Annotated in this window: 23 protein-coding genes, 2 tRNA genes and 1 pseudogene; 8 read left to right on the plus strand and 18 right to left on the minus strand. The window is 61.6% G+C overall.

Going from position 1 to position 21,673, the window contains the following annotated elements:
- Nucleotides 1-12: 12 nt before the first annotated feature.
- Entirely contained in the window at nucleotides 13-1,410 is a 1,398-nt protein-coding gene (lpdA, locus tag ACZ5YV_RS03560; protein ID WP_464788608.1) for a dihydrolipoyl dehydrogenase, read from the plus strand.
- Nucleotides 1,388-2,158 carry a phosphatase PAP2 family protein gene (locus ACZ5YV_RS03565; protein ID WP_464788609.1) on the plus strand — a complete coding sequence of 257 codons (771 nt, stop codon included), beginning with the start codon at nucleotides 1,388-1,390 and terminating at the stop codon, nucleotides 2,156-2,158. Before lpdA ends, ACZ5YV_RS03565 begins: the two co-directional genes overlap by 23 nt.
- On the opposite strand, the gene ACZ5YV_RS03570 is transcribed toward ACZ5YV_RS03565, so the two are convergent.
- The 11 genes from ACZ5YV_RS03570 to ACZ5YV_RS03620 form a co-directional block, all read right to left on the minus strand.
- Nucleotides 2,120-3,568, minus strand: a complete 1,449-nt coding sequence (locus tag ACZ5YV_RS03570; protein ID WP_464788610.1) for a DUF2142 domain-containing protein — start codon at nucleotides 3,566-3,568, stop codon at nucleotides 2,120-2,122. The genes ACZ5YV_RS03565 and ACZ5YV_RS03570 overlap by 39 nt on opposite strands.
- Before the next feature lie 236 nt (nucleotides 3,569-3,804).
- On the minus strand, nucleotides 3,805-4,749 hold the full coding sequence (locus ACZ5YV_RS03575; RefSeq protein WP_464788611.1) for a hemolysin family protein: 945 nt from the start codon (nucleotides 4,747-4,749) through the stop codon (nucleotides 3,805-3,807).
- Nucleotides 4,750-4,760: 11 nt separating this feature from the next.
- Nucleotides 4,761-5,270, minus strand: coding sequence for an rRNA maturation RNase YbeY (gene ybeY, locus ACZ5YV_RS03580; protein WP_464788612.1), 510 nt, complete (start codon nucleotides 5,268-5,270; stop codon nucleotides 4,761-4,763).
- A gap of 50 nt (nucleotides 5,271-5,320) precedes the next feature.
- Nucleotides 5,321-6,325 carry a PhoH family protein gene (locus tag ACZ5YV_RS03585; protein WP_464772444.1) on the minus strand — a complete coding sequence of 335 codons (1,005 nt, stop codon included), beginning with the start codon at nucleotides 6,323-6,325 and terminating at the stop codon, nucleotides 5,321-5,323.
- A 122-nt stretch (nucleotides 6,326-6,447) separates the two neighbouring features.
- Complete coding sequence (gene miaB, locus ACZ5YV_RS03590; RefSeq protein ID WP_464788613.1) at nucleotides 6,448-7,797, minus strand: tRNA (N6-isopentenyl adenosine(37)-C2)-methylthiotransferase MiaB; 1,350 nt, start codon at nucleotides 7,795-7,797, stop codon at nucleotides 6,448-6,450.
- Nucleotides 7,798-7,806: 9 nt separating this feature from the next.
- The gene (locus ACZ5YV_RS03595) at nucleotides 7,807-8,439 is read right to left on the minus strand and encodes a lysophospholipid acyltransferase family protein (protein WP_464788614.1); all 633 of its coding nucleotides are present in this window, start codon (nucleotides 8,437-8,439) and stop codon (nucleotides 7,807-7,809) included.
- A 131-nt stretch (nucleotides 8,440-8,570) separates the two neighbouring features.
- Nucleotides 8,571-8,993: a Fur family transcriptional regulator gene (locus tag ACZ5YV_RS03600; RefSeq protein WP_196225926.1), complete on the minus strand. Its 423-nt coding sequence runs from the start codon at nucleotides 8,991-8,993 to the stop codon at nucleotides 8,571-8,573.
- 120 nt (nucleotides 8,994-9,113) lie between these two features.
- A complete protein-coding gene (locus tag ACZ5YV_RS03605; RefSeq protein ID WP_464772441.1) occupies nucleotides 9,114-9,536 on the minus strand; it encodes a Ros/MucR family transcriptional regulator in 423 nt (140 codons plus the stop codon).
- Nucleotides 9,537-9,648: 112 nt separating this feature from the next.
- Nucleotides 9,649-10,128 carry a ribosomal protein S18-alanine N-acetyltransferase gene (gene rimI, locus ACZ5YV_RS03610; protein WP_464788615.1) on the minus strand — a complete coding sequence of 160 codons (480 nt, stop codon included), beginning with the start codon at nucleotides 10,126-10,128 and terminating at the stop codon, nucleotides 9,649-9,651.
- The gene (gene tsaB, locus ACZ5YV_RS03615; protein WP_464788616.1) at nucleotides 10,125-10,775 is read right to left on the minus strand and encodes a tRNA (adenosine(37)-N6)-threonylcarbamoyltransferase complex dimerization subunit type 1 TsaB; all 651 of its coding nucleotides are present in this window, start codon (nucleotides 10,773-10,775) and stop codon (nucleotides 10,125-10,127) included. The genes rimI and tsaB overlap by 4 nt, the downstream gene beginning before the upstream one ends.
- 94 nt (nucleotides 10,776-10,869) lie before the next feature.
- Nucleotides 10,870-11,445, minus strand: a complete 576-nt coding sequence (locus ACZ5YV_RS03620) for a NifU family protein (RefSeq protein ID WP_449473083.1) — start codon at nucleotides 11,443-11,445, stop codon at nucleotides 10,870-10,872.
- Nucleotides 11,446-11,558: 113 nt separating this feature from the next.
- On the opposite strand from ACZ5YV_RS03620, the gene ACZ5YV_RS03625 reads away from it, so the two are divergent.
- The 4 genes and pseudogenes from ACZ5YV_RS03625 to ACZ5YV_RS03640 all read left to right on the plus strand — a co-directional run.
- The gene (locus tag ACZ5YV_RS03625) at nucleotides 11,559-12,029 is read left to right on the plus strand and encodes a pyridoxamine 5'-phosphate oxidase family protein (protein ID WP_464788617.1); all 471 of its coding nucleotides are present in this window, start codon (nucleotides 11,559-11,561) and stop codon (nucleotides 12,027-12,029) included.
- Nucleotides 12,030-12,303: 274 nt separating this feature from the next.
- The gene (locus ACZ5YV_RS03630; RefSeq protein ID WP_464788618.1) at nucleotides 12,304-13,680 is read left to right on the plus strand and encodes a DEAD/DEAH box helicase; all 1,377 of its coding nucleotides are present in this window, start codon (nucleotides 12,304-12,306) and stop codon (nucleotides 13,678-13,680) included.
- Between the two features lie 106 nt (nucleotides 13,681-13,786).
- Nucleotides 13,787-16,684, plus strand: a complete 2,898-nt coding sequence (locus ACZ5YV_RS03635) for a M16 family metallopeptidase (RefSeq protein WP_464788619.1) — start codon at nucleotides 13,787-13,789, stop codon at nucleotides 16,682-16,684.
- 83 nt (nucleotides 16,685-16,767) lie between these two features.
- Nucleotides 16,768-17,250, plus strand: a pseudogene (locus ACZ5YV_RS03640) (methylated-DNA--[protein]-cysteine S-methyltransferase); the annotation flags it as partial.
- Between the two features lie 15 nt (nucleotides 17,251-17,265).
- Here the strand turns inward: ACZ5YV_RS03640 and ACZ5YV_RS03645 are convergent.
- From ACZ5YV_RS03645 to dapB, 4 genes are all read right to left on the minus strand, one after another.
- Nucleotides 17,266-17,342, minus strand: a tRNA-Arg gene (locus ACZ5YV_RS03645).
- Nucleotides 17,343-17,415: 73 nt separating this feature from the next.
- Nucleotides 17,416-17,802 carry a hypothetical protein gene (locus ACZ5YV_RS03650; RefSeq protein ID WP_464788620.1) on the minus strand — a complete coding sequence of 129 codons (387 nt, stop codon included), beginning with the start codon at nucleotides 17,800-17,802 and terminating at the stop codon, nucleotides 17,416-17,418.
- A 103-nt stretch (nucleotides 17,803-17,905) separates the two neighbouring features.
- On the minus strand, nucleotides 17,906-18,565 hold the full coding sequence (gene nth, locus ACZ5YV_RS03655) for an endonuclease III (RefSeq protein WP_464788621.1): 660 nt from the start codon (nucleotides 18,563-18,565) through the stop codon (nucleotides 17,906-17,908).
- A gap of 7 nt (nucleotides 18,566-18,572) precedes the next feature.
- Entirely contained in the window at nucleotides 18,573-19,337 is a 765-nt protein-coding gene (gene dapB / locus ACZ5YV_RS03660; RefSeq protein WP_464788622.1) for a 4-hydroxy-tetrahydrodipicolinate reductase, read from the minus strand.
- A gap of 104 nt (nucleotides 19,338-19,441) precedes the next feature.
- On the opposite strand from dapB, the gene ACZ5YV_RS03665 reads away from it, so the two are divergent.
- Nucleotides 19,442-20,140, plus strand: a complete 699-nt coding sequence (locus ACZ5YV_RS03665) for an NAD-dependent deacylase (protein WP_464788623.1) — start codon at nucleotides 19,442-19,444, stop codon at nucleotides 20,138-20,140.
- Between the two features lie 23 nt (nucleotides 20,141-20,163).
- Here ACZ5YV_RS03665 and ACZ5YV_RS03670 read toward each other — a convergent pair whose 3' ends face one another.
- From ACZ5YV_RS03670 to ACZ5YV_RS03680, 3 genes are all read right to left on the minus strand, one after another.
- A complete protein-coding gene (locus ACZ5YV_RS03670; RefSeq protein WP_464788624.1) occupies nucleotides 20,164-20,373 on the minus strand; it encodes a hypothetical protein in 210 nt (69 codons plus the stop codon).
- 109 nt (nucleotides 20,374-20,482) lie between these two features.
- Nucleotides 20,483-21,082 carry a sigma-70 family RNA polymerase sigma factor gene (locus ACZ5YV_RS03675; RefSeq protein WP_464788625.1) on the minus strand — a complete coding sequence of 200 codons (600 nt, stop codon included), beginning with the start codon at nucleotides 21,080-21,082 and terminating at the stop codon, nucleotides 20,483-20,485.
- A gap of 140 nt (nucleotides 21,083-21,222) precedes the next feature.
- Entirely contained in the window at nucleotides 21,223-21,414 is a 192-nt protein-coding gene (locus ACZ5YV_RS03680) for a hypothetical protein (protein ID WP_196225946.1), read from the minus strand.
- 117 nt (nucleotides 21,415-21,531) lie between these two features.
- Between ACZ5YV_RS03680 and ACZ5YV_RS03685 the strand changes: the two genes are divergently transcribed.
- A tRNA-Leu gene (locus ACZ5YV_RS03685) sits at nucleotides 21,532-21,616 on the plus strand.
- Nucleotides 21,617-21,673 lie beyond the last annotated feature (57 nt).

A 21,673-nucleotide genomic window follows, 5' to 3' on the forward strand; every position in this document is an offset into this window, starting at 1 on the left:
GAAAGTTTGACCATGGCTGAGAATTACGACGTCATTGTTCTGGGCTCAGGCCCCGGCGGTTATGTGGCCGCGATCCGCGCGGCGCAGCTTGGGCTCAAGACCGCCATCGTCGAGCGTGAAAATCTCGGCGGCATCTGCCTCAACTGGGGCTGCATCCCGACCAAGGCGCTGCTGCGCTCGGCGGAAATCTTCCATTATATGCAGCATGCGGGCGACTATGGCCTCGCCGCTGAAAAGATCAGCGCGGACATTGCCGCCGTCGTCAAACGCTCGCGCGGCGTCGCCAAGCAACTCAATCAGGGCGTCACGCATCTGATGAAGAAGAACAAGATCACCGTCCACATGGGCGACGGTAAGTTGACCGGCAAAGGAAAGCTCTCCGTCACCAGGGACGGCAAGACCGAAGAACTGACGGCAAAGAACATCATCCTTGCCACCGGCGCCCGCGCCCGGGATCTGCCCGGCACGCCCACCGATGGCAAGCGCGTGTGGACCTATCGCCACGCCATGACCCCGCCGGAAATGCCGACCAAGCTGCTCGTCATCGGCTCCGGCGCGATCGGCATCGAATTTGCGAGCTTCTACAACGACATGGGCGCAGAAGTGACCGTCGTCGAAATGATGGACCGCGTCGTGCCGGTTGAGGATGCGGACGTCTCCGCCTTCCTCGAAAAGGCCCTGAAGAAGCAGGGCATGACCATCATGACCAGCGCTGGCGTCAGCGATATTCAGGTCGGCGCCAACGGCATCAAGGCAAAGCTGAAGGACAAGGCGGGCAAGGAAAGCGCCGCCGAATTCAGCCATATGATCGTCGCCATCGGCATCGTGCCCAACACCGAAAATATCGGCCTCAAGGAACTGGGCGTCGCGATGGACGATCGCGGCTTCCTGAAGACCGACGAAATGTGCCGCACCAATGTGGATGGCCTCTGGGCGATCGGCGACATCACCGCCCCGCCATGGCTCGCGCACAAGGCCAGCCATGAAGGCGTCATCGCGGCCGAAGCGATCGCGGGCAAGCATCCCCACGCCATGGACCCGCGCAACATCCCGGGCTGCACCTACTGCCACCCCCAGATCGCCAGCGTCGGCCTCACCGAAGCCAAGGCGAAGGAAGCAGGCTATGAGGTGAAGGTCGGCATGTTCCCCTTCATCGGCAATGGCAAGGCGATCGCGCTCGGCGAATCCGAAGGTTTTACCAAGACCGTGTTCGACGCGAAGACCGGTGAACTGCTGGGCGCACACATGGTCGGCGCGGAGGTCACGGAAATGATCCAGGGCTTCACCGTCGGCAAGACGCTGGAAACGACCGAAGCGGAACTGATGCACACCGTCTTCCCGCATCCGACCATCTCGGAATCGATGCACGAAAGCGTGCTCGCCGCCTATGGGCGTGCGCTTCATATCTGATCGCCGCTCATGGCAAAGGGGCGCGGGGATTTTTGCCCTCGCGCTTCTTTGCGTTCTGGCAATCGCGCTGCTTCAGCGATCCGGCTGGTTCGATCCGCTGAACATCGGCGCGATGAAGGCGGCGGGGGCGGGCAGGGCGGCTGCCCCGTGGATCACGCCAGTCATGGTCGCGGCCTCGGTCATCGGCGACACGGTCGGGCGATTACTCATCATGGCCGTCGTGGCGATCGCTTTGCTCTACCGCCGACAGCGATATGCCGCCCAATGGCTTGCGCTCATCACGGTCGGCGGCACCTTGCTCAACACCGGCCTCAAGCAGATTTTCGCCGCGCCGCGACCTGATCTTCTGCCGCACATCGACATTGTGCATAGCTACAGCTTCCCCAGCGGCCATTCCGCCGGGACCATGGTCCTGTTCGGCGCGCTCGCCATGCTGACGCGCCTGGAGCGTGGTGCCCCACCATCACCGTTCGCCCTGAGCCTGTCGACCCGAAGGGCGGCGATAGCCAACGGCTTTCCTTCCTCCTTTAGAAAGAAGAGGGCTTCGACAAGCTCAGCCCGAACGGCGTTGAGTGGGCTATATCTCGCCGCCGCCCTCATCATCGCTCTCATCGGCACCAGCCGTGTCTGGCTAGGCGTCCACTGGCCGACCGACGTCCTCGCCGGCTGGATCGAAGGCTTGGGCTGGCTATGCCTCTGGCGCTACTGGCTACCAGCGGGGCGAGGGCAGAATCAGCGCGTCGCTTAGCCGTTCATGCGGCGGCATCCCATCGGCAGTGACAAAGCCATGCGCCCAGAAACTGTCATAGGCACTGCCCAGCGCGATCATTAGCAACAGCAGCGCCGATCCGGCAAAGACCGGCCGCGCCGCCCGCAACCCCGTCTCCGGCATCATCGCCAGCAACACCAAAGGCAGCAGCGGCAGGAAATAGCGCCCCTGCGTCCCCTGCACATAATCCGCGCCCAGCGGCGTGCCCGTCAGATACATGGCCGTTTCGATCAGCAAAGCGGTGCCACCAGCCACAGCCAGCCACCACAGCCTTTGTGCAGCACCCACCCGCACGCCCGATCCACTCAGGACAGCCGTCCCCAACATGACAGCCGCCAGCAGATAGGCGCCAAGCGGCAGCAATATCGCGTTCCAGCCAAAGCGGCCGACGATCTGCAACGCATAAACCGGCGACCTCTCGACAATGCTGGAGCCCAACACATAGGCATACGCCAAAGGATCGCCCATGATGACTGCCAGCTGCGCCCCAAGCGGCGCGGTCATGACATTCTCGCCTGTCTTGCGCGACACGATATGGTAGAGCGCCTGACTGCCGCCGGACATCTTCATCCAGCCGATAAAAGCCGCCGCTCCCAGCGCCATCGCGCCCAGCAGCAGCCATGGCCGCATGTCTCGCCGATGCTGCGGCCATTGCAGCCCCGCCGCCATCAGGGGCAGATACACCCCCTTCGCCAGCGCGAGCAGAGGCGCGGCAATCAGCAACCCGGCCGACCGGATCGGACTGCTACCCATTGCAGCAAGGCGCAAGGTCAGCGCCAGTCCCACAAAGCCCATTCCATTGATCACGGCGTCGGGAGAAAGCGACCCCGTCTGATAGCAGAATGTCGGCAACAATGCCGTCCCAAGCAGCGCGCATCGACCAAAGGGCATCAGGCCGAACGCGATTACCAACAACATGAGGCCCCCAAGCGCATTGATTATTCGCCCTGCGTAGAAGCTCCCCATGCGCGGCAGGCCCAGTGCATCACCAATCTTCAATCCGGCCGCTGAAGGCGCATAAAGCGTCGGCGCATAATTGGCGACGTTGGGAAAGTCGGCAAAGGCAGTGCCCGGCCGCCCCGCGTCCGCCCTCCACGCCCGCTCCACCATCCCGGGATCAAAACGCCGCGCCTCACCCGTAACTTCAGTGGGAAAGTCGATCTCGTGCAGATCCAGCGCAGATCGCGACAACTCAGCCCCGATTTCCTCGCCCCGCTGCTCCGTCATGACCCGCCCGTCCGCCAGCAGCAGCGCCTTCATATAATGCTGATTTTCGTCGGGTGCCTGAAAGGGGGGTGTAATCACCGCAAACGACAATGTGACGGCGCAGATCAGCGCCAGCAGCCAGCGCTCCAGTGCCGTCACCGGCACGGCAATGGGCGAAAGCATCGCCCGCTCCGAAGAAATCGATAGTCTTTCGTGCCGCAAGAAGCTGCTCCACCAACTTAACCCTCTCCCCTGGGGGAGAGGGCAGGGAGAGGGGGCGGCGCGACACCCGTCGGACTCACATCCTCACCAAATCGCTCCCAGCCGGAAAGCAACAAGGCGGGCGCAACCCTAACGGTCAGCTCTTAACATTTCCCCAGCATTGCCCGCGCTTTTCCATAGCTACGCAGGCATCCCGATCATTCCGCTTCATTTTCTTTTTCAGCGGGTGGATGAAGCCGCAACCGCGTCACGCGGCGGCCGTCGCTGCTGACCACTTCCAGCTTCCAACCGCTCTGCTCATGATCCAATATCTCACCAGCATTGGGCACCCGTCCGGCGATGACGAACGCCAGACCGCCCAGCGTGTCGACATCTTCCTCGACATCGGCCAGCCGTTCGTCAATTTCCTCGGCGACATCCTCCAGCTCGGCGCGAGCATCCGCTTCCCACAGCCCGCCCTCCAGCGGCACGAGGAGCGCCTCGGGAGCATCGTCATGCTCATCCTCGACATCGCCGACGATTTCCTCGACCAGATCCTCGAAAGTCAGCAGGCCTTCGGTCCCGGAATATTCGTCCAGTACGATGGCCAGATGGGTGCGCTTCGCCCGCATCTCCGCCAGCAGGTCCAGCGCGCCCATGCTTTCGGGGACGTAAAGCGGCTGCCGTGTCAGCGGCTCCAGCGTCTCGGGCACAGGTGCCTTGCCCGCCAATATCGCAAAGGCGTCGCGGATGTGGACCATGCCGACGATGGTATCCAACGTCTCGCGATAGACCGGGATGCGGCTGTGCCCCGCTTCGGCAAACAGCGCCGCCAGTTCGGCAAAGCTCGCCCGCTCCTCGATCGCGATGATGTCGGCGCGCGGGACGGCGACGTCATCGACCGTATGCTCGGAAAAATGCAGCAGGTTGCGAACCATCTGCCGCTCTATCGCCGACAGGTCGCCCTTGGCCGCAGCGGGCGCGCGTTCGTCCTGCTCTTCCTCATCATAATCGTCGAGCGCCTCTTCCAGCTCGCGCCGCAGGCTGGGGCTCTCCTCCTCGCCAAACAGCAGCGACTTCAGGCCGCTCCATAAACCGCCCTCGTGGCTACTACTGTCCGATTCCTTTGAACCGTTGCCGTCCTTCGGACTGCCTTCAGCCATTGTTCTTCCTATTATCCTTTCAGGCGATCCCCATAGGGATCGGAAATGCCAAGGCTCAGCAGGGATTGGGTCTCCAATGCCTCCATCGCTTCTGCCTCGGCATCCTCCATATGATCATATCCCAGCAAATGAAAAGTCCCATGGATGATCAGATGGATGGCATGCTCGGCAACCGACACGCCTTTTTCCGCCGCTTCGCTGGCGCAAACGCCCTCCGCCAGCACAATATCGCCCAGCAGCACCTCGCCATCATCGGTGTTGCCGGTGCCTTCCAGCAGGTCGGACTGCACCATCGGGAATGACAGGACGTTGGTCGGCCGGTCCTTGTCCCGATAGGCGCGGTTCAGCTGATGCACCTCCTCATCGCTGGTCAGCTTCACGGCGACCTCATACAGCGCCTCGTCTGCGGCAAAGGCCGCATAGGGGCTGTGCGTGATCGCCGCCACAACCGCCCGCTGCGCCAGCAACTCCCAATCCTCGCCCGGCCAGCCTTCATCATGAAGGACCGCAACTTCAATCATCCAAATAAGCTCCGTTCGTTTCGGGCGAAGTCGAGAAACAGCCTAAGCCTCTACGCATCCGGCCCCTCATAAGCCTGAACGATCCGCCCCACGACCGGATGGCGCACGACATCGCCGATGCCGAACGGCACCACGGAAATGCCATCCACGCCCTCCAGCCGCGCTACAGCGTCAGCCAGCCCCGAAATACCTGGCTGAGGCAGATCGACCTGACGCGGATCGCCGCAGATCACCATCCGGCTACCTTCGCCAAAGCGGGTGAGGAACATCTTCATCTGTGCGATGGTCGTGTTCTGCGCTTCGTCCAGCACGATGAAGGCGTTGGCCAGCGTCCGCCCGCGCATGAAGGCGAGCGGCGCGATCTCTATCTCCCCGCTCGCGATCCGCCGCTCCACCTGCTCGGCGGGTAGCGTGTCGTAGAGCGCGTCGTAGATCGGCCGGAGATAGGGATCGACCTTCTCCTTCATGTCGCCGGGCAGGAAGCCCAGCCGCTCGCCCGCCTCGACCGCAGGCCGCGACAGGATCAGCCGGTCGACGCTGCCCGTGATCAACTGGCTCACCGCCTGCGCGACCGCGAGGTAGGTCTTGCCCGTCCCCGCCGGACCCAGCGCGAAGATGATGTCGTTCCGGGTCAGCGCCTCCATATAGGTGACCTGCGTCGCGGAGCGGGGCACGATCGTCTTCTTGCGCGTGCGGATCATCACCTTGGGCGGTTCGGCGACATCATGGCGGATGATGCCGTCCAGCATCGGTTCGGCGGACATGGCGATCACAGCCTCCACCGCGCCGCTGTCAATCTCCTGTCCCGCGACGATCCGGTTGTAGAGCCCGGTCATCACGTCCCGCGCCCGCGCCGCCGCTTCGGCATCGCCCTCGATCTGAAGCTTATTCCCCCGCGCCGCGATATAGACGCCCAGCCGGTTCTCGATCGCGACAAGGTTCTGGTCATATTGCCCGAACAGAGCGCCCAGCAGATGCGGCTTCTCAAAAGTCACTTCCAACCGCGCCCGTTCAGCAACGTCCACGCGATGATTTTGGTTCGGTTTCTTGGACATTCAGCAGCCTCCCTTTCCATCCGTCACAACCGCGCTGGCGGTTATCCATCTCCTTGTCTTCGATCCTGGGGGACAGGCTCGGAGATGGGTTCCTGCAGTAGCGGGAACGACGGTTTTTGGGTTCAAGCGGCTTTCCTCCTGCTGAGTTCGCCGGCCAGACTGTTCGGACCGGCACTGATGATATCTACTTCGACCATGTCACCGATGGAGAGTTCCGGCGCGGTGACATGGACTGACTGCAGCCAGGGCGTTTTCCCGATGAGCTGCCCCGGATGACGCCCCTTGCGCTCCAGCAAAATCTCGGTCGTACGCCCCACCGTCGCGGCGTTGAACTCCACCTGATGCCGGTTTATCACCGCCTGCAATCGCGCCAGCCGATCGTCCATGACCTCGGCCGCAATTTGCCCAACCATATCCCCTGCGGGCGTGCCGGGGCGGGGGCTGTATTTGAACGAATAGCATTGCGCATAGCGCACCTGTTCAACGATCTTCAGCGTATCCTCGAACTCCGCATTCGTTTCGCCGGGGAAGCCGACGATGAAGTCGCCCGACAGCGCAATGTCAGGCCGCGCTTCGCGCGCCCGCTCAATGATCCGCAAATAGCTGTCCACATCATGGCTGCGGTTCATCGCCTTCAATATGCGATCATTGCCCGACTGCACCGGCAGATGCAGGAAAGGCATCAGCTTCGCCTCGTCGCCATGAGCAGCGATCAACCCATCGCTCATGTCATTGGGGTGGCTCGTCGTATAGCGGATGCGCGCCAGCCCGCCGATCTTCGCAAGCTCGCGCACCAAGCCATCCATGCCCTGCATGCGGCCCTTGTCATCCTCGCCCGCCCAGGCATTTACATTCTGCCCCAGCAGCGTGATCTCCCGCACGCCGCCATCCACCAGCGCCTTGGCTTCGTCGATGATAGCGCCCCAAGTCCGGCTGATCTCCGCCCCACGCGTATAAGGCACCACGCAATAGGTGCAGAACTTGTCGCAACCTTCCATGATCGTCAGGAAAGCCGTCGGCCGCGCCTGTTTGGTACGACCGGGCAGGGCAGCAAATTTGGACGCCAGCGGCATGTCGGTATCCACCGCCTCTTCACCACGCCCGGCCTTCTCAATCAGGTCAGGCAGCCGGTGATAGGCTTGTGGCCCCACCACGATATCGACGCTCTTCGCCCGGCGACTGATCTCGCCACCTTCCGCCTGAGCCACGCACCCAGCCACTGCGATCATAGGCCGCGTACCATCCTCGCGGTTCAACCGGCCAATATCGGAATAGACCTTATCCACCGCCTTTTCGCGAATGTGGCAGGTGTTGAGGATGACCAGATCCGCCTCGGCTCCATCGACCGCTGCGGTCATGCCCCGTTCGCCCAGCATCTCGGCCATGCGCTCGCCATCATAGACGTTCATCTGGCAGCCGAAGGATTTGACGTGGAATGTCGCTGGAGTCTTTGGGGCGTCGTTACGATTCATGCCGTCCATCTATACAGGGGCCACGACCGGAGTGAAAGGCGGCAGGTGCATCGTAATGCTCGCGGCAATCCTTTCACGCGCCACTGCCGCTAACTGCTTGCGATCGGGGTAAAGCGCGGGATCGAAAGGCTCCAGAAAACGCAGCGTGACGTTCAGCCTGCCGCGCCGTTCCAGCAGTCGCCGCACATTCTGCCCCGCCGGTTCGTCGCTATGCCACGCAATCTCCGCCGTGGCCGCGCCATAGTCGATATGCACCGGCTGGATCATCACCGCGCGCGGCGGCGGCAGCAGAACCGCCAGTAGCGATGGCTTGAACGGCAGCAGGCCCTGACCATTGCTGGTCGTGCCCTCTGGGAACAGCGCAACCGGCTGGTGCCCCGCCAGCGCCGCGCGCAGCGCCTCGATCTGTCCGCCCAGCGCGCCTCGCCGGTTCCGCGCGACGAACAGGGTATTATTCTGGGCCGCCAGCCACCCGACGATCGGCCAGCCCGCAATCCCGTCATGCGCGACGAATGCGGCGCCCGTTGCACCGCCCAGCGCCAATATATCGATCCAGCTGACATGGTTGGCGATGATGAAACTGTCGCCGTGAAAGGGATGGCCTTCTACCCGCACCCGCGCACCGACGGCCCTTGCCGCCATTCCCAGAAAGCGGGGAGGCCAGGGAGATCTCGCTCCTGCGGCCCGCCATAGCAGATGCGGGATCAGGCAAAGCAGCAGGCATGCCGCCAGAGCGCTCAGCCGATAGAGAAAGCGCAGCCGCCGCAAGGCTGTCAGTTCTTGCGGTCCAACGATACGCCGTACAATTCCATGCGATGGTCGACCAGGCGGAAGCCGAGTTTCTCGGCGATCTGCTTCTGCAACTGTTCCAGTTCCGGATCGACGAATTCAATGACGTTGCCGGTTTCGACATCGATCAGATGGTCGTGATGCGCTTCGGGCGCTGCCTCATAACGGGCGCGTCCATCGCCAAAGTCGTGCCGCTCCAAAATGCCCGCTTCTTCGAACAGGCGAACCGTGCGGTACACGGTCGCAATCGAAATGCCCGGATCGATGGCCGACGACCGCTTGTGCAGTTCCTCCACATCGGGATGGTCCACCGCGTCACTCAGCACCTGAGCGATCACACGGCGCTGTTCGGTGATGCGCAGGCCCTTCTCATGACAAAGGGCTTCTACATCGATCTTGCGGTTCATGCGGGCTCGCTCATTCAGGTGTGTCGGATAATCAGCGGAAATCTAGCGGCATAACCGGCAATATAAAAGGGGCGCATGGCAAATGCGCCCCTCTCATCGCGGATCGCCCGCAGTTGCTGCTTATTTCGCGCGGGTGCGGCGGCGCTTTGTCCCAAGGCCGATCTTCTTCGCCAGCGAACGGCGCTGTTCGGCATAGTTGGGTGCGACCATCGGATAGTCGGCAGGCAGGCCCCACTTCGCGCGATAATCGTCCGGCGTCATCTGATAATGGGTCATCAGGTGGCGCTTCAGCATCTTCAGCTTCTTGCCGTCTTCCAGGCAGATAATATAGTCGGGCTTGATCGAAGAACGCACCGACACCGCTGGTTCCGGCTTCACTTCCGGAACGGCAGCGGGCTTGGTCAGACCAGAAAGGGCGGCGTGAACGTTCTGGATAAGCGTCGAAACGTCAGACACGGCGACACTGTTGTTTGAAACATGTGCTGCAACAATGTCCGAAGTCAAAGTAATGAGCAGCTCGCTCTGGGCTGATTCGATTTCCATTTCTTTTATCCCGCGAATGCTGAATTGAGTGCGACCCGCCCAGGTGAATTCGTTTCAGGAGCGGTATGTCGGCGTTATACCCGGATACGCCGATTAGCAAGGGCGATCCAGTCTATCCGAGCATTTCTATACGAAAGCTCAGCGCATCGTAAAGTTGTCCGTCGGCACCCCGGTAGTAACCAGGACGCCTATGCACATATTCGAACCCTGCTTTTTCATATAGTTTGATGGCTGTATTTGACGAACGAACTTCGAGATTCATCGACTTGATGCCTCGCCGTCGCGCTGTCTTCAAACTATCGACCAACAGTTCGCGGCCAATGCCCCGTCCGCGCCATGCCGGATGGACGGCCAGCAACAGCAGTTCGCATTCGTCCAGCACCGACCGGACCAGCGCGAAACCCATCGCCGCCGCATCCACCCGCGCGATCGTCAACCAGGTGCCCGGCATCATCATGACACCGGACAGCTGTGGCAGCGTCCATGCCTCGCCATAGGCGGGGTCGAATGCCTCTGCCATGACATCCATTGCGTCGGCCAGTGCGTTGCGCTCGCCATCCTCATATATGTCGATTTTCAGGCCGGGGATCATGAACGGCCCTGCTGCGGGGTAAGCTGCATCATGGGCTGCGCGTCGGCATCGCGGCAGTAAATGGGGGAGGGCGGCAGCGATGGCAGGCCCGCGATCAACGGATAATCGGCGGAATTGGGATAGAGGCTGACGGCCGTGCCATGGCCGCGCGCGGTCACCAATGCTTCGGCGCCCGTGCCATATATCACCGGCTGCTCCAGCATCGTGGCCAGCGTCGCAATCGGGGTGGACGCGGGCTGGGTGATAGCGGTCAGGCCATCGGCTTCGAAAGATTGCCAGAACAGTTCGCCATGCCCTCCGGTGATGGTGACCGCGATCGGGTCGCCATCCTGATGCGGATCTTGACCTTGGGCCGCCTTGGCCGCGATCAGCGACAGCGCGCAATAGCCATGTAAAGGCAGCGACCATGCGAGGGCAAGCGCCCTGGCGGCGGCTATGCCGATGCGCACGCCAGTGAAGCTTCCGGGGCCAAGGTCGACCGCAATCGCGTTCGCCCGCCCGCCGTCGGGCAGGGCGGCTATCGCGGGCACCAGCGCTTCGGCATGGCCCCGGCCGACGATCTCATGGAAATGGCCGATCGGCCTGCCATCCTCCAGCAGCGCCACGGACAGCGCCTGCGTAGCGGTGTCGATGACGAGAGTGCGCAAGAAAATCCCCTGTGAAAACCGGCGTGGGAGCGGGCGGCCTATGGCAAGCGGTTAGTCGATCGCGATCGTTTTGCCAAACGTCGCCGCCGCTATTTCAGACGGCGCGCACTTCCGTCACTTCCGGGACATAATGTTTGAGCAGTTGCTCGATCCCGTTCTTCAACGTGGCGCTTGAGGACGGGCAACCGGAACAGGCGCCCTGCATCCGTAAATAGACCGTCCCGCGTTCAAAGCCGCGATAGACGATGTCGCCGCCGTCATTGGCGACGGCGGGCCGAACGCGCGTGTCTATAAGGTCGCGAATCTGCGCGACGATCTCCGCGTCGGCGGGATCGTCGGTGAACTGCTCTTCCTCTTCGGGGATGAAGATTTCGCCCGCCGATCCGGGGGTGAACAGCGGCATGTTCGCCGAAAAATGCTCCAGCAGGATCGACAGGATATCGGGCTTCACATCGCTCCACTGCGCGCCCGGCGCGATGGTGACGGAAATGAAGTCGCCGCCGAAAAAAACGCCGGTGACGTCGCCAAGGCCAAAAAGGGCGTCGGCGAGCGGAGAGGCTTCCGCTTCCTCGGGCGTCGCGAAATCCCGTGTACCCATGCCCATGACGACGCGGCCAGGGATGAACTTGACGGTTGCCGGATTTGGCGTTGGTTCGGTCTCGATCAGCATGGCCGCTATGTGGAGAGAAGCTTGCTCAAGATCAAGCGTCCAGACGGGCTTTTGGGGAACTTCGCCAGATGCTGGCGATTAAACTCCTATCAGCATGAGCAGGAGACAAAAGGATGAGCACCGAATCCGATATCCGCCACCGTTTCTGGACCGAATTGTCGCAGAGCCCCTTTTTGATGATCGGCTTGCAGGGATCGCATGAACATAGCCTGCCCATGACGGCGCAGCTCGACCCCGGTGCCAACCATTGTTTCTGGTTCTACACGACCCGGGACAATCGTCTGGCGGCGGGCGGCCCGGCCATGGCGCAGTTTGCGGGGAAGGGGCATTATCTGTTCGCCTGCATCGACGGCACTCTTGTCGAGGAAAGCGACCCGGCGGTGATCGACCGCTATTGGACCCATGAAGTCGCGGCCTGGTATCCCGGCGGGCGGCAGGACCCCAATCTGCTCATGCTCCGCTTCAATCTTGGCCATGCGGAAATCTGGCGCGCGGACATGTCGCTGGGCGGCGTCTTCAAACAATTATTCGGCGGCGACGTGCGCGACGAAATGCGCGGCAAACATGTGGAAGTGTCGCTCTGAAGTCTTCCCAAGGGCTTCGTTTCGGCGAAGCCCTTGCTTTTTTGCATGAATGAAAGCATATGCGGCGCAACGCAGCGGGCGGCCTTCATGGCCCATCAGCGATTGGCAGCGTGATCGTCCCGGCCCTTGAGGGGTGACGGGGCCGGCCAATGAAAGTCTGCGCCAAGCTTTTGAGGCTTCCCTATTCACGCGGGTCGTTTCGCAACCCGCTTTGCGTCCAGTTGCGATTCGCAACCTATGGGCGCCTGAGCCTTTTTAATTCGAGAGTTCATTCATGCAATTCACCGACCTTGGTCTCGCCGAGCCCATCCTGAAGGCGCTCGCCGCCAAGAATTACGCCAATCCCACCCCCATCCAGACGCAGGCGATTCCCGTCCTGCTTCAGGGCAAGGACCTGTGCGGCATCGCCCAGACCGGCACCGGCAAAACAGCCGCCTTCGCGCTGCCCAGCCTCGACCATTTCGCCCGCAACCCAAAGCCCACGCCGCTTCAGGGCTGCCGGATGCTGGTTCTGTCCCCCACCCGCGAGCTCGCAGCCCAGATCGCGCAGAGCTTCCGCGACTATGGCCGCTTCCTTAAACTGTCGGTCGAAGTCGTCTTCGGCGGCGTCCCCATCAATCGCCAGATCCGCGCGCTCGGCCGGGGTGTCGACATCGTCGTCGCCACGCCGGGCCGTCTCCTCGACCTGATCGACCAGCGCGCCTTCACGATCAAGGACACGGAGATATTCGTTCTCGACGAAGCCGACCAGATGATGGACATGGGCTTCATCCACCCCTTGAAGCGCATCGCCAAACTGCTTCCCAAGGAACGGCAGAACCTGTTCTTCTCCGCCACCATGCCTGGCGAGATCGAAGCGCTCGCGGCGCAGTTCCTGAACAATCCGGTAAAGGTCAGCGTCGCGCCGCAGTCCACAACGGCCGAGCGCGTCCGGCAGCAGGCGACCTTCGTCAATCAGGCGGAAAAACAGGCGCTCCTCACTCTAACGGTTCGCAACGAACCGATCGACCGCGCGCTGATCTTCACCCGCACCAAGCACGGTGCCGACCGCGTCGTCCGCTTCCTCGAAGGCGCTGGCATCCAGGCCGTCGCGATCCATGGCAACAAGAGCCAGGGGCAGCGTACCACGGCCCTCCAGGCATTCCGGCACGGCCATGTTAAGCTGCTCGTTGCCACCGATATCGCTGCGCGCGGCATTGACGTTTCAGGCGTCAGCCACGTCATCAATTTCGAGCTTCCCAATGTGCCCGAACAATATGTCCATCGCATCGGCCGTACCGCGCGAGCAGGTGCGGAAGGTATCGCGATCAGCTTCGTGGCCGATGATGAGCGGCCCTATCTCAAGGCGATCGAGCGCACCGCAAAGGTGAAGCTCGAGATCGTGCCCTTGCCTGATAATTTCACCGAAGCCGTCCGCAACCTCCCGAAGGCCGCGCCTCAGCGCAAAGGCCGCGAGCAAACGCCGGAACAGAAGACGCGCCGGGCCGATGGCCAGCGCCGCTATCAGGACCAACAGAAGCAGCAGCGCGGCACCGCCGAGCGGGCTCACCGCCCCGATGGAGAGGCAAAGCCCGCGAAGAAGAACTTCCGTCGCAACCGGAACGGGGTTGGCGCACACAAGGGTGCTGTGCAGAAGACCGGCGGCCGTTAAGTTTCAGGCAGGATGGTGCCGGGTGGCGCCATCCTGCCCTCTTTCGTGAAACGCGGTTGCTCTTTGTCAGTAGCCATTCAGAATTTTGGCTCTAGGCTACGGCGCCATGAGCTTTCCCCTCCGGCGTCCCGCCGTTTCGCTGTCCGTCATTGCGTTACTGCTTTCGGGCATTCCTGCTTCCCTGTCAGCCAGAACTGGCCCGGTCCCGGCAAAGTCGGCGTCGGCCACCAATGATACGCAGGCGCAGGTCAGGCCTTGGCTCTATGAAAATAGCGACGTGCCTATCGATCCGGCATGGCACTTCGGCACTTTGCCCAATGGCCTGCGTTATGCCGTTCGCCGCAATGGCGTTCCGCCGGGGCAGGTCTCCGTCCGCCTGCGTATGGATGTCGGTGCCCTGATGGAGCAGCCCGATGAACAGGGCTACGCGCACTTCATGGAGCATCTGACTTTTCGCGGATCGCGCCATGTGCCTGATGGCGAGTCCAAACGAATATGGCAGCGGCTCGGCGTAACCTTCGGCAGCGACAGCAATGCGCAGACGACGCCTACCGGCACCACCTATGCGCTCGACCTTCCTCAGGCGACACCGACCAGCCTTGGCGAGAGCATGAAAATTCTCGCGGGCATGATGGTCGATCCCAACATCGTGGACAGTGCCGTTGAAGCGGAGCGGGCGGTCGTGCTGGCCGAACGGCGGGAAGGGGATGGGCCGCAGATGCGCATCTCCGACGCAAGCCGCCGCCACTTCTTTGCTGGCCAGCTTCTGGCCGAGCGCAGCCCCATTGGCACTATCGCCAGCCTCAATGCTGCCACCGCCGCGCGGATGGAGACATTTCATCAGCGCTGGTATCGCCCGGAAAATGCAGTGATCTCGCTAGCGGGCGACATCGATCCCGCTGTAGCCGAGCAGATCATCAAGGATAATTTCGCGTCGTGGTCGGCGCCGGGGCAGGGGGCTGCGCTCCCGGATTTCGGTGAGCCGGATGCCAAGGCACCGGCGACCAGCGTCGCGGTCGAGCCGGGCGCGCCAACGGGCCTGACCATGGCCTGGCTCCGCCCATGGAAGCCGCATGCCGACACCATCGTCTATAATCAGGACAAGCTGACGGACATGCTGGCGCTGCAAATCATCAGCCGCCGCCTCGAACAAGCGGCCCGCAGCGGAGGCAGCTTCATTCAGGCAAGCGTCGATCAGCAGGATGTCAGCCGATCGGCCGACGGGACCTTCGTCACGCTGGTCCCGACCGGTGAGAATTGGGAGAAGGCGCTGGGTGACGTTCGCGCGATTATTGAGGACGCGAAGACGACCGCGCCGAGCCAGCTCGAAATTGACCGGGAATATGCCCAGATCGACACGGCGCTCGCCATTCAGGTCGAGAACGCCGACACGGAAGCAGGCGCCAAGCAGGCGAGCGATCTGGTAAGCGCCGTCGATATCCGCGAAACCACCGTCAGCCCTCAGGCTGCGCTGGAGATATTCCGATCCGGTAAACCGGCGATGACGCCGCAGAAGATACTGGACTCTACGCGCAGGTTATTTTCTGCCGGTGTGTTCCGAGCCCTCCTGATTACGGGCAAGCCGGTGCCGGGGATCGACGCCCGCCTGTCCGCTGCCCTTGCCGCGCCCGTGAAGGCTGCCACCAACGTCCGGCTGGCGGACAAGGCGATCACGATGGCGGACCTTCCCAAGCTCGGTCCTCCAGGGAAAGTGGTGTCGCGCACGCAGGTCGGGTTGCCCGGCATGGAGAGCGTAACCTTTGTCAACGGCGTGAAACTCACCCTATTCGCCAATAATGCTGAAACGGAAAAGGTGCGGATCAACGTCCGCTTCGGTCACGGACAGCTGGCATTTTCGCCTACGAAGGCAGCACCCGGCTGGGCCGCCAATTATGCCTTGGTGGCCAGTGGCATCGGCAAGCTGGGTCAGCGTGAACTGGATGACCTGACGAACGGCCGCCGTATGGGAATGGATTTCTCAATCGACGATGATGCCTTCGAAATGCAGGCCGTCACTCGCCCGGCTGATTACCGGGATCAGTTGCAGCTCTTCGCGACCAAATTGGCCGCGCCTGGCTGGGACCCCGCGCCGATCGCCCGAGTGAAGACAGGCACCGCCGTTGCCTATGACGCGATGGCGCGCGCGCCGGATTCGGTGTTGGCGCGCGATCTCAACTGGCTGCTGCATGACAAGGACGTCCGGTTTCGTACCCCTTCGCGAAACGAGATCGAGGCGCTGACTCCGCAGGCGTTTCGGTCCACTTGGGAGCCGCTGCTGGCTTCCGGCCCAATCGAAGTGCAGATTTTTGGGCAGGTGAAGCCCGACGAAGCGATCGAAGCGGTTGCCGCCACCTTCGGCGCGATGCCCGCGAGGCCGGATGTCCCGGTTCCGCCCGCTAACAAGCTGATGCGCTTCCCCGCCCATGTCGCGACGCCGGTCATTCTGCGGCACAAGGGCGACAAGGAGCAAGCCGCGGCGGTCATGGCCTGGCCAACGTCCGGGGGTTTCGGGCTCACGAAGGAAGCGCGTCAACTCGAAATCCTGACGCAGATATTCAATGATCGTCTGTTCGACCGCCTCCGATCGACGGAAGGGGCCGCCTATTCGCCCAGCGTGCAAAATAATTGGCCATTTTCCTACGAAAGTGGCGGCTACATTCTGGTGACCAGCCAGGTGCGTCCCGACCGCGTCAATTATTTCTATGGCGTCGTTAAGGATACAGCGGCTGACCTCGCCAAAAATCCGGTCAGTGACGATGAGCTTCAGCGGGCTGTCGCGCCCATGCGCCAGCTGCTGATGCGGGCCAGCACTGGCAATGCCTTCTGGATGAACCAGATGGAAGGCGCGACCCAGAACCCGCAATATGTGCAGGCCATGCAGACCATGGCTCAGGACATGCTGTCGGTGACGCCAGCCCAGCTTCAGGTGCTGGCCGCCAAATATCTGGTTCCGGGGAAGAGCTGGTCCGCTGTAGTGCTGCCGGAGGGGGTGGACGCTTATTGATTGCACGGCGATCTTTGAAGGCAAGCGGCAGGAAGCCAACGCGAAGAGGGCGAGCTATTCTTCAGACCTTGGAAGGATAAGTTGTGACATTCGCCTTTGATATATTCAAGTCTCCGGTGGGCGATCTCACCATGGTTGCCAGCGATATCGGCCTGGCTGCCCTGTTATGGGAAGATGATGATCCCTTGCGCGTACGGGCCAGACCTGGGACGAGGACCCCGGATCACCCACTGCTACAGAAAACGTCGAGGCAATTGCGCGCCTATTTTTCAGGCAATCTCACCCGCTTCGACCTTCCGCTCGATTTTCAGGGATCGGATTTTCAGAAGCTCGTCTGGGCAGCCCTGCTTCGTATTCCGTTCGGGCAGGTGCGCAGCTATGGTCAGGTGGCGGCGGATATCGGCCGTCCCTCAGCCTCCCGCGCGGTCGGTGCCGCTAACGGCCGCAATCCGCTGTCCATTATCGCGCCCTGCCACAGGGTGATCGGATCGGCGGGCGCGCTGACCGGCTTTGCGGGAGGGCTGGAGGCCAAGCGCTATCTGCTGGATCATGAGCAGGCTGTGCTGCGAACCGGAGGAGAATGGCGCACCCAAGAGGATTCGAACCTCTGGCCTCTGCCTTCGGAGGGCAGCGCTCTATCCAGCTGAGCTATGGGTGCGTGTCGCTTGGTGCGAAGCGCCGCTTAGCAAAGCGCAACTGCCGACGCCAGCACCAAAATCGCGACGCGCCGACTATTTGACCTTCTTCATGGGCTGGAACTTGCCGAGTCCGCAACTGGCACCGCGCATCAGATCAGGCGAATTGTACAGGACCGTGATGATATCCACGGAGCAGAGCTGCGACAGGCTCGTCTTATACATGAAACGCTTTTCGAAACCCAGGCTTGGGCAGCTGTTCGGCAGTGTGTTCCGGTACACCTTATTGCCGTTCAGAATGAAATCGATCGTCTGATCGTCGCGCACATCGGTCTGGCGGATCGAATTTATCTGAACGCAATCAACGGGCTTGCCAGCTGCAACCAGATTGTCGGGCCGCGTCTTGGCCGTTGCCGGGGCAACCAGGGACATGAGCGCCACGGCGAAACCCAGACGAAGCGCCGGGGAAACAGGGACGAACATGATTGTCTCTCCTTATTGTCGTCACGGGTAACACGTCGTCGAAGGACGCGTTCCGTCTCTCCCCTAGCACAGCTTGGCTGAACCGCATGATAATGGCGTGCGCTCAGGTGATCGGCTTGGCTCCTTTGGGAGCAGGGGTTTTCGGCTTGTAGCGGCACAGGTCGGCGACGATGCAGCGCCAGCATTCCGGCCGACGCGCCTTACACACATAGCGGCCATGAAGGATGAGCCAGTGGTGCGCATCTCGGCGAAACGGGCCGGGCACGCGCTTCTCCAGCTTTTGTTCGACCGCTAGCGGTGTCTTGCCGGGCGCGAGGCCAGTGCGGTTGCCCACGCGGAAAATATGGGTATCAACGGCGAAAGTCTCATGCCCGAAGGCAGTGTTCATCACCACATTCGCCGTTTTCCTGCCCACCCCCGGCAGCGTCGTGAGTATGTCACGATCCTGCGGGACTTCGCCGCCAAAATCGCGCACCAATATTTCGGACAGGGCGATGACGTTCTTCGCCTTGGCATTGAAAAGGCCGATCGTCTTGATGTGCTGCTTCAAGCCCTCTTCGCCAAGCTCCACCATCTCGGCGGGCGTTTCCACCTGCATGAAAAGCGCGCGCGTGGCCTTGTTGACGCCGATGTCGGTTGCCTGAGCGGATAGCACGACCGCGACCAGAAGCTGATAGTCGTTGTCATATTCCAGTTCCGTTCGCGGCGCCGGATTGGCTTCTGCGAGGCGGCTGAAGAAGTCGAAGATCTGCGTCTTGTTCATCGCAAGGTCAAAGGCCGAGCACTGCCTTCATGTCATAGCGCCCGGCAGGCTGGCCGATCAGCCAGGCCGCACCCTTTACCGCGCCGCGCGCGAATATGACGCGGCTTTCGGCACGATGGCCAAGTTCGATGCGTTCGCCATCGGCGGCGAAGATGACCTGATGATCGCCTGCCACTGACCCGCCTCGCAGAGCCGCGAACCCGATCGCACCCTTAGCTCGCGCCCCGGTAATGCCATCCCGTCCACTTTCACTGTTACTGGAAAGCTCGATAGTGCGGCCACGTGCTGCCGCTTCACCCAACAGAAGCGCGGTGCCCGAAGGCGCATCAACCTTGTGTCGATGATGCATCTCGACGATTTCGATATCCCAATCGTCTCCAAGGCGGGCGGCAGCCTGCTCGACCAATGCGGATAACAGGTTTACGCCCAGAGAGGTGTTGCCCGTCTGGAGCACGGGGATCATCCGGGCGGCCTCATCGATCAGATTGTGATGCACCTGCTCCAGCCCAGTGGTGCCGATGAGGATCGGCTTCTTCGCCGCCACGCAAGCATCAAGATGGGAGGAAAGAGCAGCCGGAACCGAAAAGTCGATCAGCACGTCACTCCGTTCGGCCAGTGCAAGCGGATCAGACGTGATCGCAAGTCCCGGCAGAAGCTCTCCACTGCCTTCGCGATCGGTGCCGCCACTGATGGTCAGTCCTGCGTCGATCGCGACCTGGGCGATCGTGCGTCCCATGCGGCCCGCTGCTCCAAAAAGTCCGATCTTCGTCATGATGTCGCTTGTCCCCGGAAATCCGCCCGTCCGATGCCAGAATGACCCCGCCTTGTCATCTGGAAGCTGTAGCTTTTGGATTGAGCAGCAGACATGATGACAAGATGGACGACATCTTCAACATCGTCATTCTGACGGGCGCGGGAATCTCTGCCGAAAGTGGGCTTGCAACATTTCGAGGGCCTGATGGCTTGTGGGAAGGTCATCATGTCGAGGACGTCTGCACGCCAGAGGCGCTTGAGCGCAACGCGGCACTGGTGCATCGCTTCTATGACGAACGGCGCGCGAAGCTGCATGAAGTTGAGCCGAACCCGGCGCATCAGGCTTTGGCAGCCTTGGACGCGCAATGGCCAGGCGAGTTGCTCATCGTCACGCAGAATGTCGATGATCTTCATGAAAGGGCGGGGGCTCGTCGCCTGATACACATGCACGGTGAACTTCGATCGGCCCTCTGCGCCGCCTGTGGCAAGGCGGTGCCCTGGTCTGATCCCTTGCCACCGGCCGCGCAGTGCGGAGCGTGCCGCAGTGCCAGCCTGCGTCCGGACATCGTGTTCTTCGGTGAGATGCCGTACCAGATGGAGGTGATCGACGCGGCGTTGCGCCGGGCCGACCTTTTCGTATCGATCGGCACCTCCGGCGCTGTCTATCCGGCCGCGGGCTTTGTCCAGACGGCGCGGCATGCGGGCGCCCGGACGTTGGAGTTGAATCTGGGGTCCTCCGCGGGCAGCTTCTATTTCGAGGAAACTCGCATCGGTCTTGCCGGCGATCTCGTGCCTGATCTGGTACGGGAATTACTGTCCTAGATTTCGCCAGTGATGCATTGGCGTCAGGCGGAGCGAACGCGGAGCTCTCCGATTCGCGTTTCCTGATGATCGGCCTCATCGACCGTGGAGATCGAGAAGATGGCGGCGATGATGAACAGGATTACGGCAACTCCAGCCGCGATCATGATATTGCGCGACAAGCGGCGTTGCTGCTCGCTGGCGATGAGCGCGATAGTCGGCAAATCGTTGTCAGCCGATGCGCTCTTCAGCACTTCAGCGAATTCCCAGGCCGCCTCCGCCCTTGCGTAAGCTATTGCGTGCCGCGGGTCCGCTTCGATCCACGCGGAAAGTTCCGCCGCATCCTGAACAGCCGGGTCGGTGTTAAGCTTGACCAGCAGACGCGCGGCTTTCGCCTCGATTTCTTCCCTGCTGCTTGATCCTCGCCCCAACGCTTGCACGTTCGAAATCCGTTTCCTGACGTTCCGACCATGCCCGCATAACTATCGCGATGGCTTTGGCCAGATGTTTTTCAACCGTAGAAACGGACAAAGACATTTCTGCCGCTATTTCGATCATCGATCTTTCATGGATACGGCGCAGGACAAATACCTTCCGGCATTGCGGCGGAAGCGTTTCGACGATCGCTTCGATCTGTCGCAGGGCTTCGCGAGCATGAAGTTGAGCCTCGACACTGTTTTCCGCTTGCAGCAGTTCCAGGTCAGCGATCGTTTCGAAGCTGACCACTTTGTTGCGGCGGGCATTGTCGATGATCAGATTGCGGGCGATCGTGAACAGATAGGCGCGGCCTGTCGTCACATTGTTCCAATTTTCCGTGGCATAGGCACGGGCCATGACCTCGGCAACCATGTCGTCAAGTTCCAGGAAGGAAGGCAAAATCCTCCGAAGCCGACCCCGAAGTGCGGCCTCCTGTGGTAATATAACTGCCTTGAACCAGTCTAATTTGGCGCGAACCCGATGCACGATGACCCCCTTGATGTCAGCCGCGCCTCTCCCGCTTTTCTTCTATCTGTCGCGGTTCAATCATGCTTGCAGGGGCCTGTCCAGCACAGGAGAGGGAGAAAATTTCTCGCTACTGCAAGAATATGACGCCGCTGATACACTCAATCCGGCGGCAATTCCGGGATGGACCGATCCGGTTGGTCAAAATCGGGCCGCGTCGGCACGAACTCGGGTGGCTCGCCCGCAGGAGTTTCATCAGGGGTAGAGGGGGGAGGCGACTCCGGGGGTGACTGCGGCTGAATCGTGTCGGGCGGGGGTACGCCGATCGGTTCCGGATCAGGCTGAGTGGCCATATCTCTCTCCTTATCGAAACGTTACGCCTGAGGCCCTGCGTGAGTTCCGGGCAAGTTATCCACAATTGCTTGCCTCCCCGGATGCTTTTCTCTATGCCGCGCCGACCGGCGGCCGATGCGGGCGTGGCGAAACTGGTAGACGCGCCAGATTTAGGTTCTGGTATCGCAAGATGTGGGGGTTCGAGTCCCTTCGCCCGCACCAGTGCGCCCGGCTTGTATCATGTCAGGCGCCACCTGAATTCAGCTGAAGAAAGCGTTT

The sequence above is a fragment of the Sphingobium sp. TomTYG46 genome (assembly GCF_055396345.1).

Bases quoted from the DNA above. Each gene is read 5' to 3' on its own strand.
- lpdA (WP_464788608.1), top strand. From the start codon at position 13: ATGGCTGAGAATTACGACGTCATTGTTCTGGGCTCAGGCCCCGGCGGT.
- ACZ5YV_RS03565 (WP_464788609.1), top strand. From the start codon at position 1,388: ATGGGCGTGCGCTTCATATCTGATCGCCGCTCATGGCAAAGGGGCGCG.
- ACZ5YV_RS03570 (WP_464788610.1), bottom strand. From the start codon at position 3,568: ATGCTTTCGCCCATTGCCGTGCCGGTGACGGCACTGGAGCGCTGGCTG.
- ACZ5YV_RS03575 (WP_464788611.1), bottom strand. From the start codon at position 4,749: ATGGCTGAAGGCAGTCCGAAGGACGGCAACGGTTCAAAGGAATCGGAC.
- ybeY (WP_464788612.1), bottom strand. From the start codon at position 5,270: ATGATTGAAGTTGCGGTCCTTCATGATGAAGGCTGGCCGGGCGAGGAT.
- ACZ5YV_RS03585 (WP_464772444.1), bottom strand. From the start codon at position 6,325: ATGTCCAAGAAACCGAACCAAAATCATCGCGTGGACGTTGCTGAACGG.
- miaB (WP_464788613.1), bottom strand. From the start codon at position 7,797: ATGAATCGTAACGACGCCCCAAAGACTCCAGCGACATTCCACGTCAAA.
- ACZ5YV_RS03595 (WP_464788614.1), bottom strand. From the start codon at position 8,439: ATGGCGGCAAGGGCCGTCGGTGCGCGGGTGCGGGTAGAAGGCCATCCC.
- ACZ5YV_RS03600 (WP_196225926.1), bottom strand. From the start codon at position 8,993: ATGAACCGCAAGATCGATGTAGAAGCCCTTTGTCATGAGAAGGGCCTG.
- ACZ5YV_RS03605 (WP_464772441.1), bottom strand. From the start codon at position 9,536: ATGGAAATCGAATCAGCCCAGAGCGAGCTGCTCATTACTTTGACTTCG.
- rimI (WP_464788615.1), bottom strand. From the start codon at position 10,128: ATGATCCCCGGCCTGAAAATCGACATATATGAGGATGGCGAGCGCAAC.
- ACZ5YV_RS03620 (WP_449473083.1), bottom strand. From the start codon at position 11,445: ATGCTGATCGAGACCGAACCAACGCCAAATCCGGCAACCGTCAAGTTC.
- ACZ5YV_RS03625 (WP_464788617.1), top strand. From the start codon at position 11,559: ATGAGCACCGAATCCGATATCCGCCACCGTTTCTGGACCGAATTGTCG.
- ACZ5YV_RS03630 (WP_464788618.1), top strand. From the start codon at position 12,304: ATGCAATTCACCGACCTTGGTCTCGCCGAGCCCATCCTGAAGGCGCTC.
- ACZ5YV_RS03635 (WP_464788619.1), top strand. From the start codon at position 13,787: ATGAGCTTTCCCCTCCGGCGTCCCGCCGTTTCGCTGTCCGTCATTGCG.
- ACZ5YV_RS03650 (WP_464788620.1), bottom strand. From the start codon at position 17,802: ATGTTCGTCCCTGTTTCCCCGGCGCTTCGTCTGGGTTTCGCCGTGGCG.
- nth (WP_464788621.1), bottom strand. From the start codon at position 18,565: ATGAACAAGACGCAGATCTTCGACTTCTTCAGCCGCCTCGCAGAAGCC.
- dapB (WP_464788622.1), bottom strand. From the start codon at position 19,337: ATGACGAAGATCGGACTTTTTGGAGCAGCGGGCCGCATGGGACGCACG.
- ACZ5YV_RS03665 (WP_464788623.1), top strand. From the start codon at position 19,442: ATGGACGACATCTTCAACATCGTCATTCTGACGGGCGCGGGAATCTCT.
- ACZ5YV_RS03680 (WP_196225946.1), bottom strand. From the start codon at position 21,414: ATGGCCACTCAGCCTGATCCGGAACCGATCGGCGTACCCCCGCCCGAC.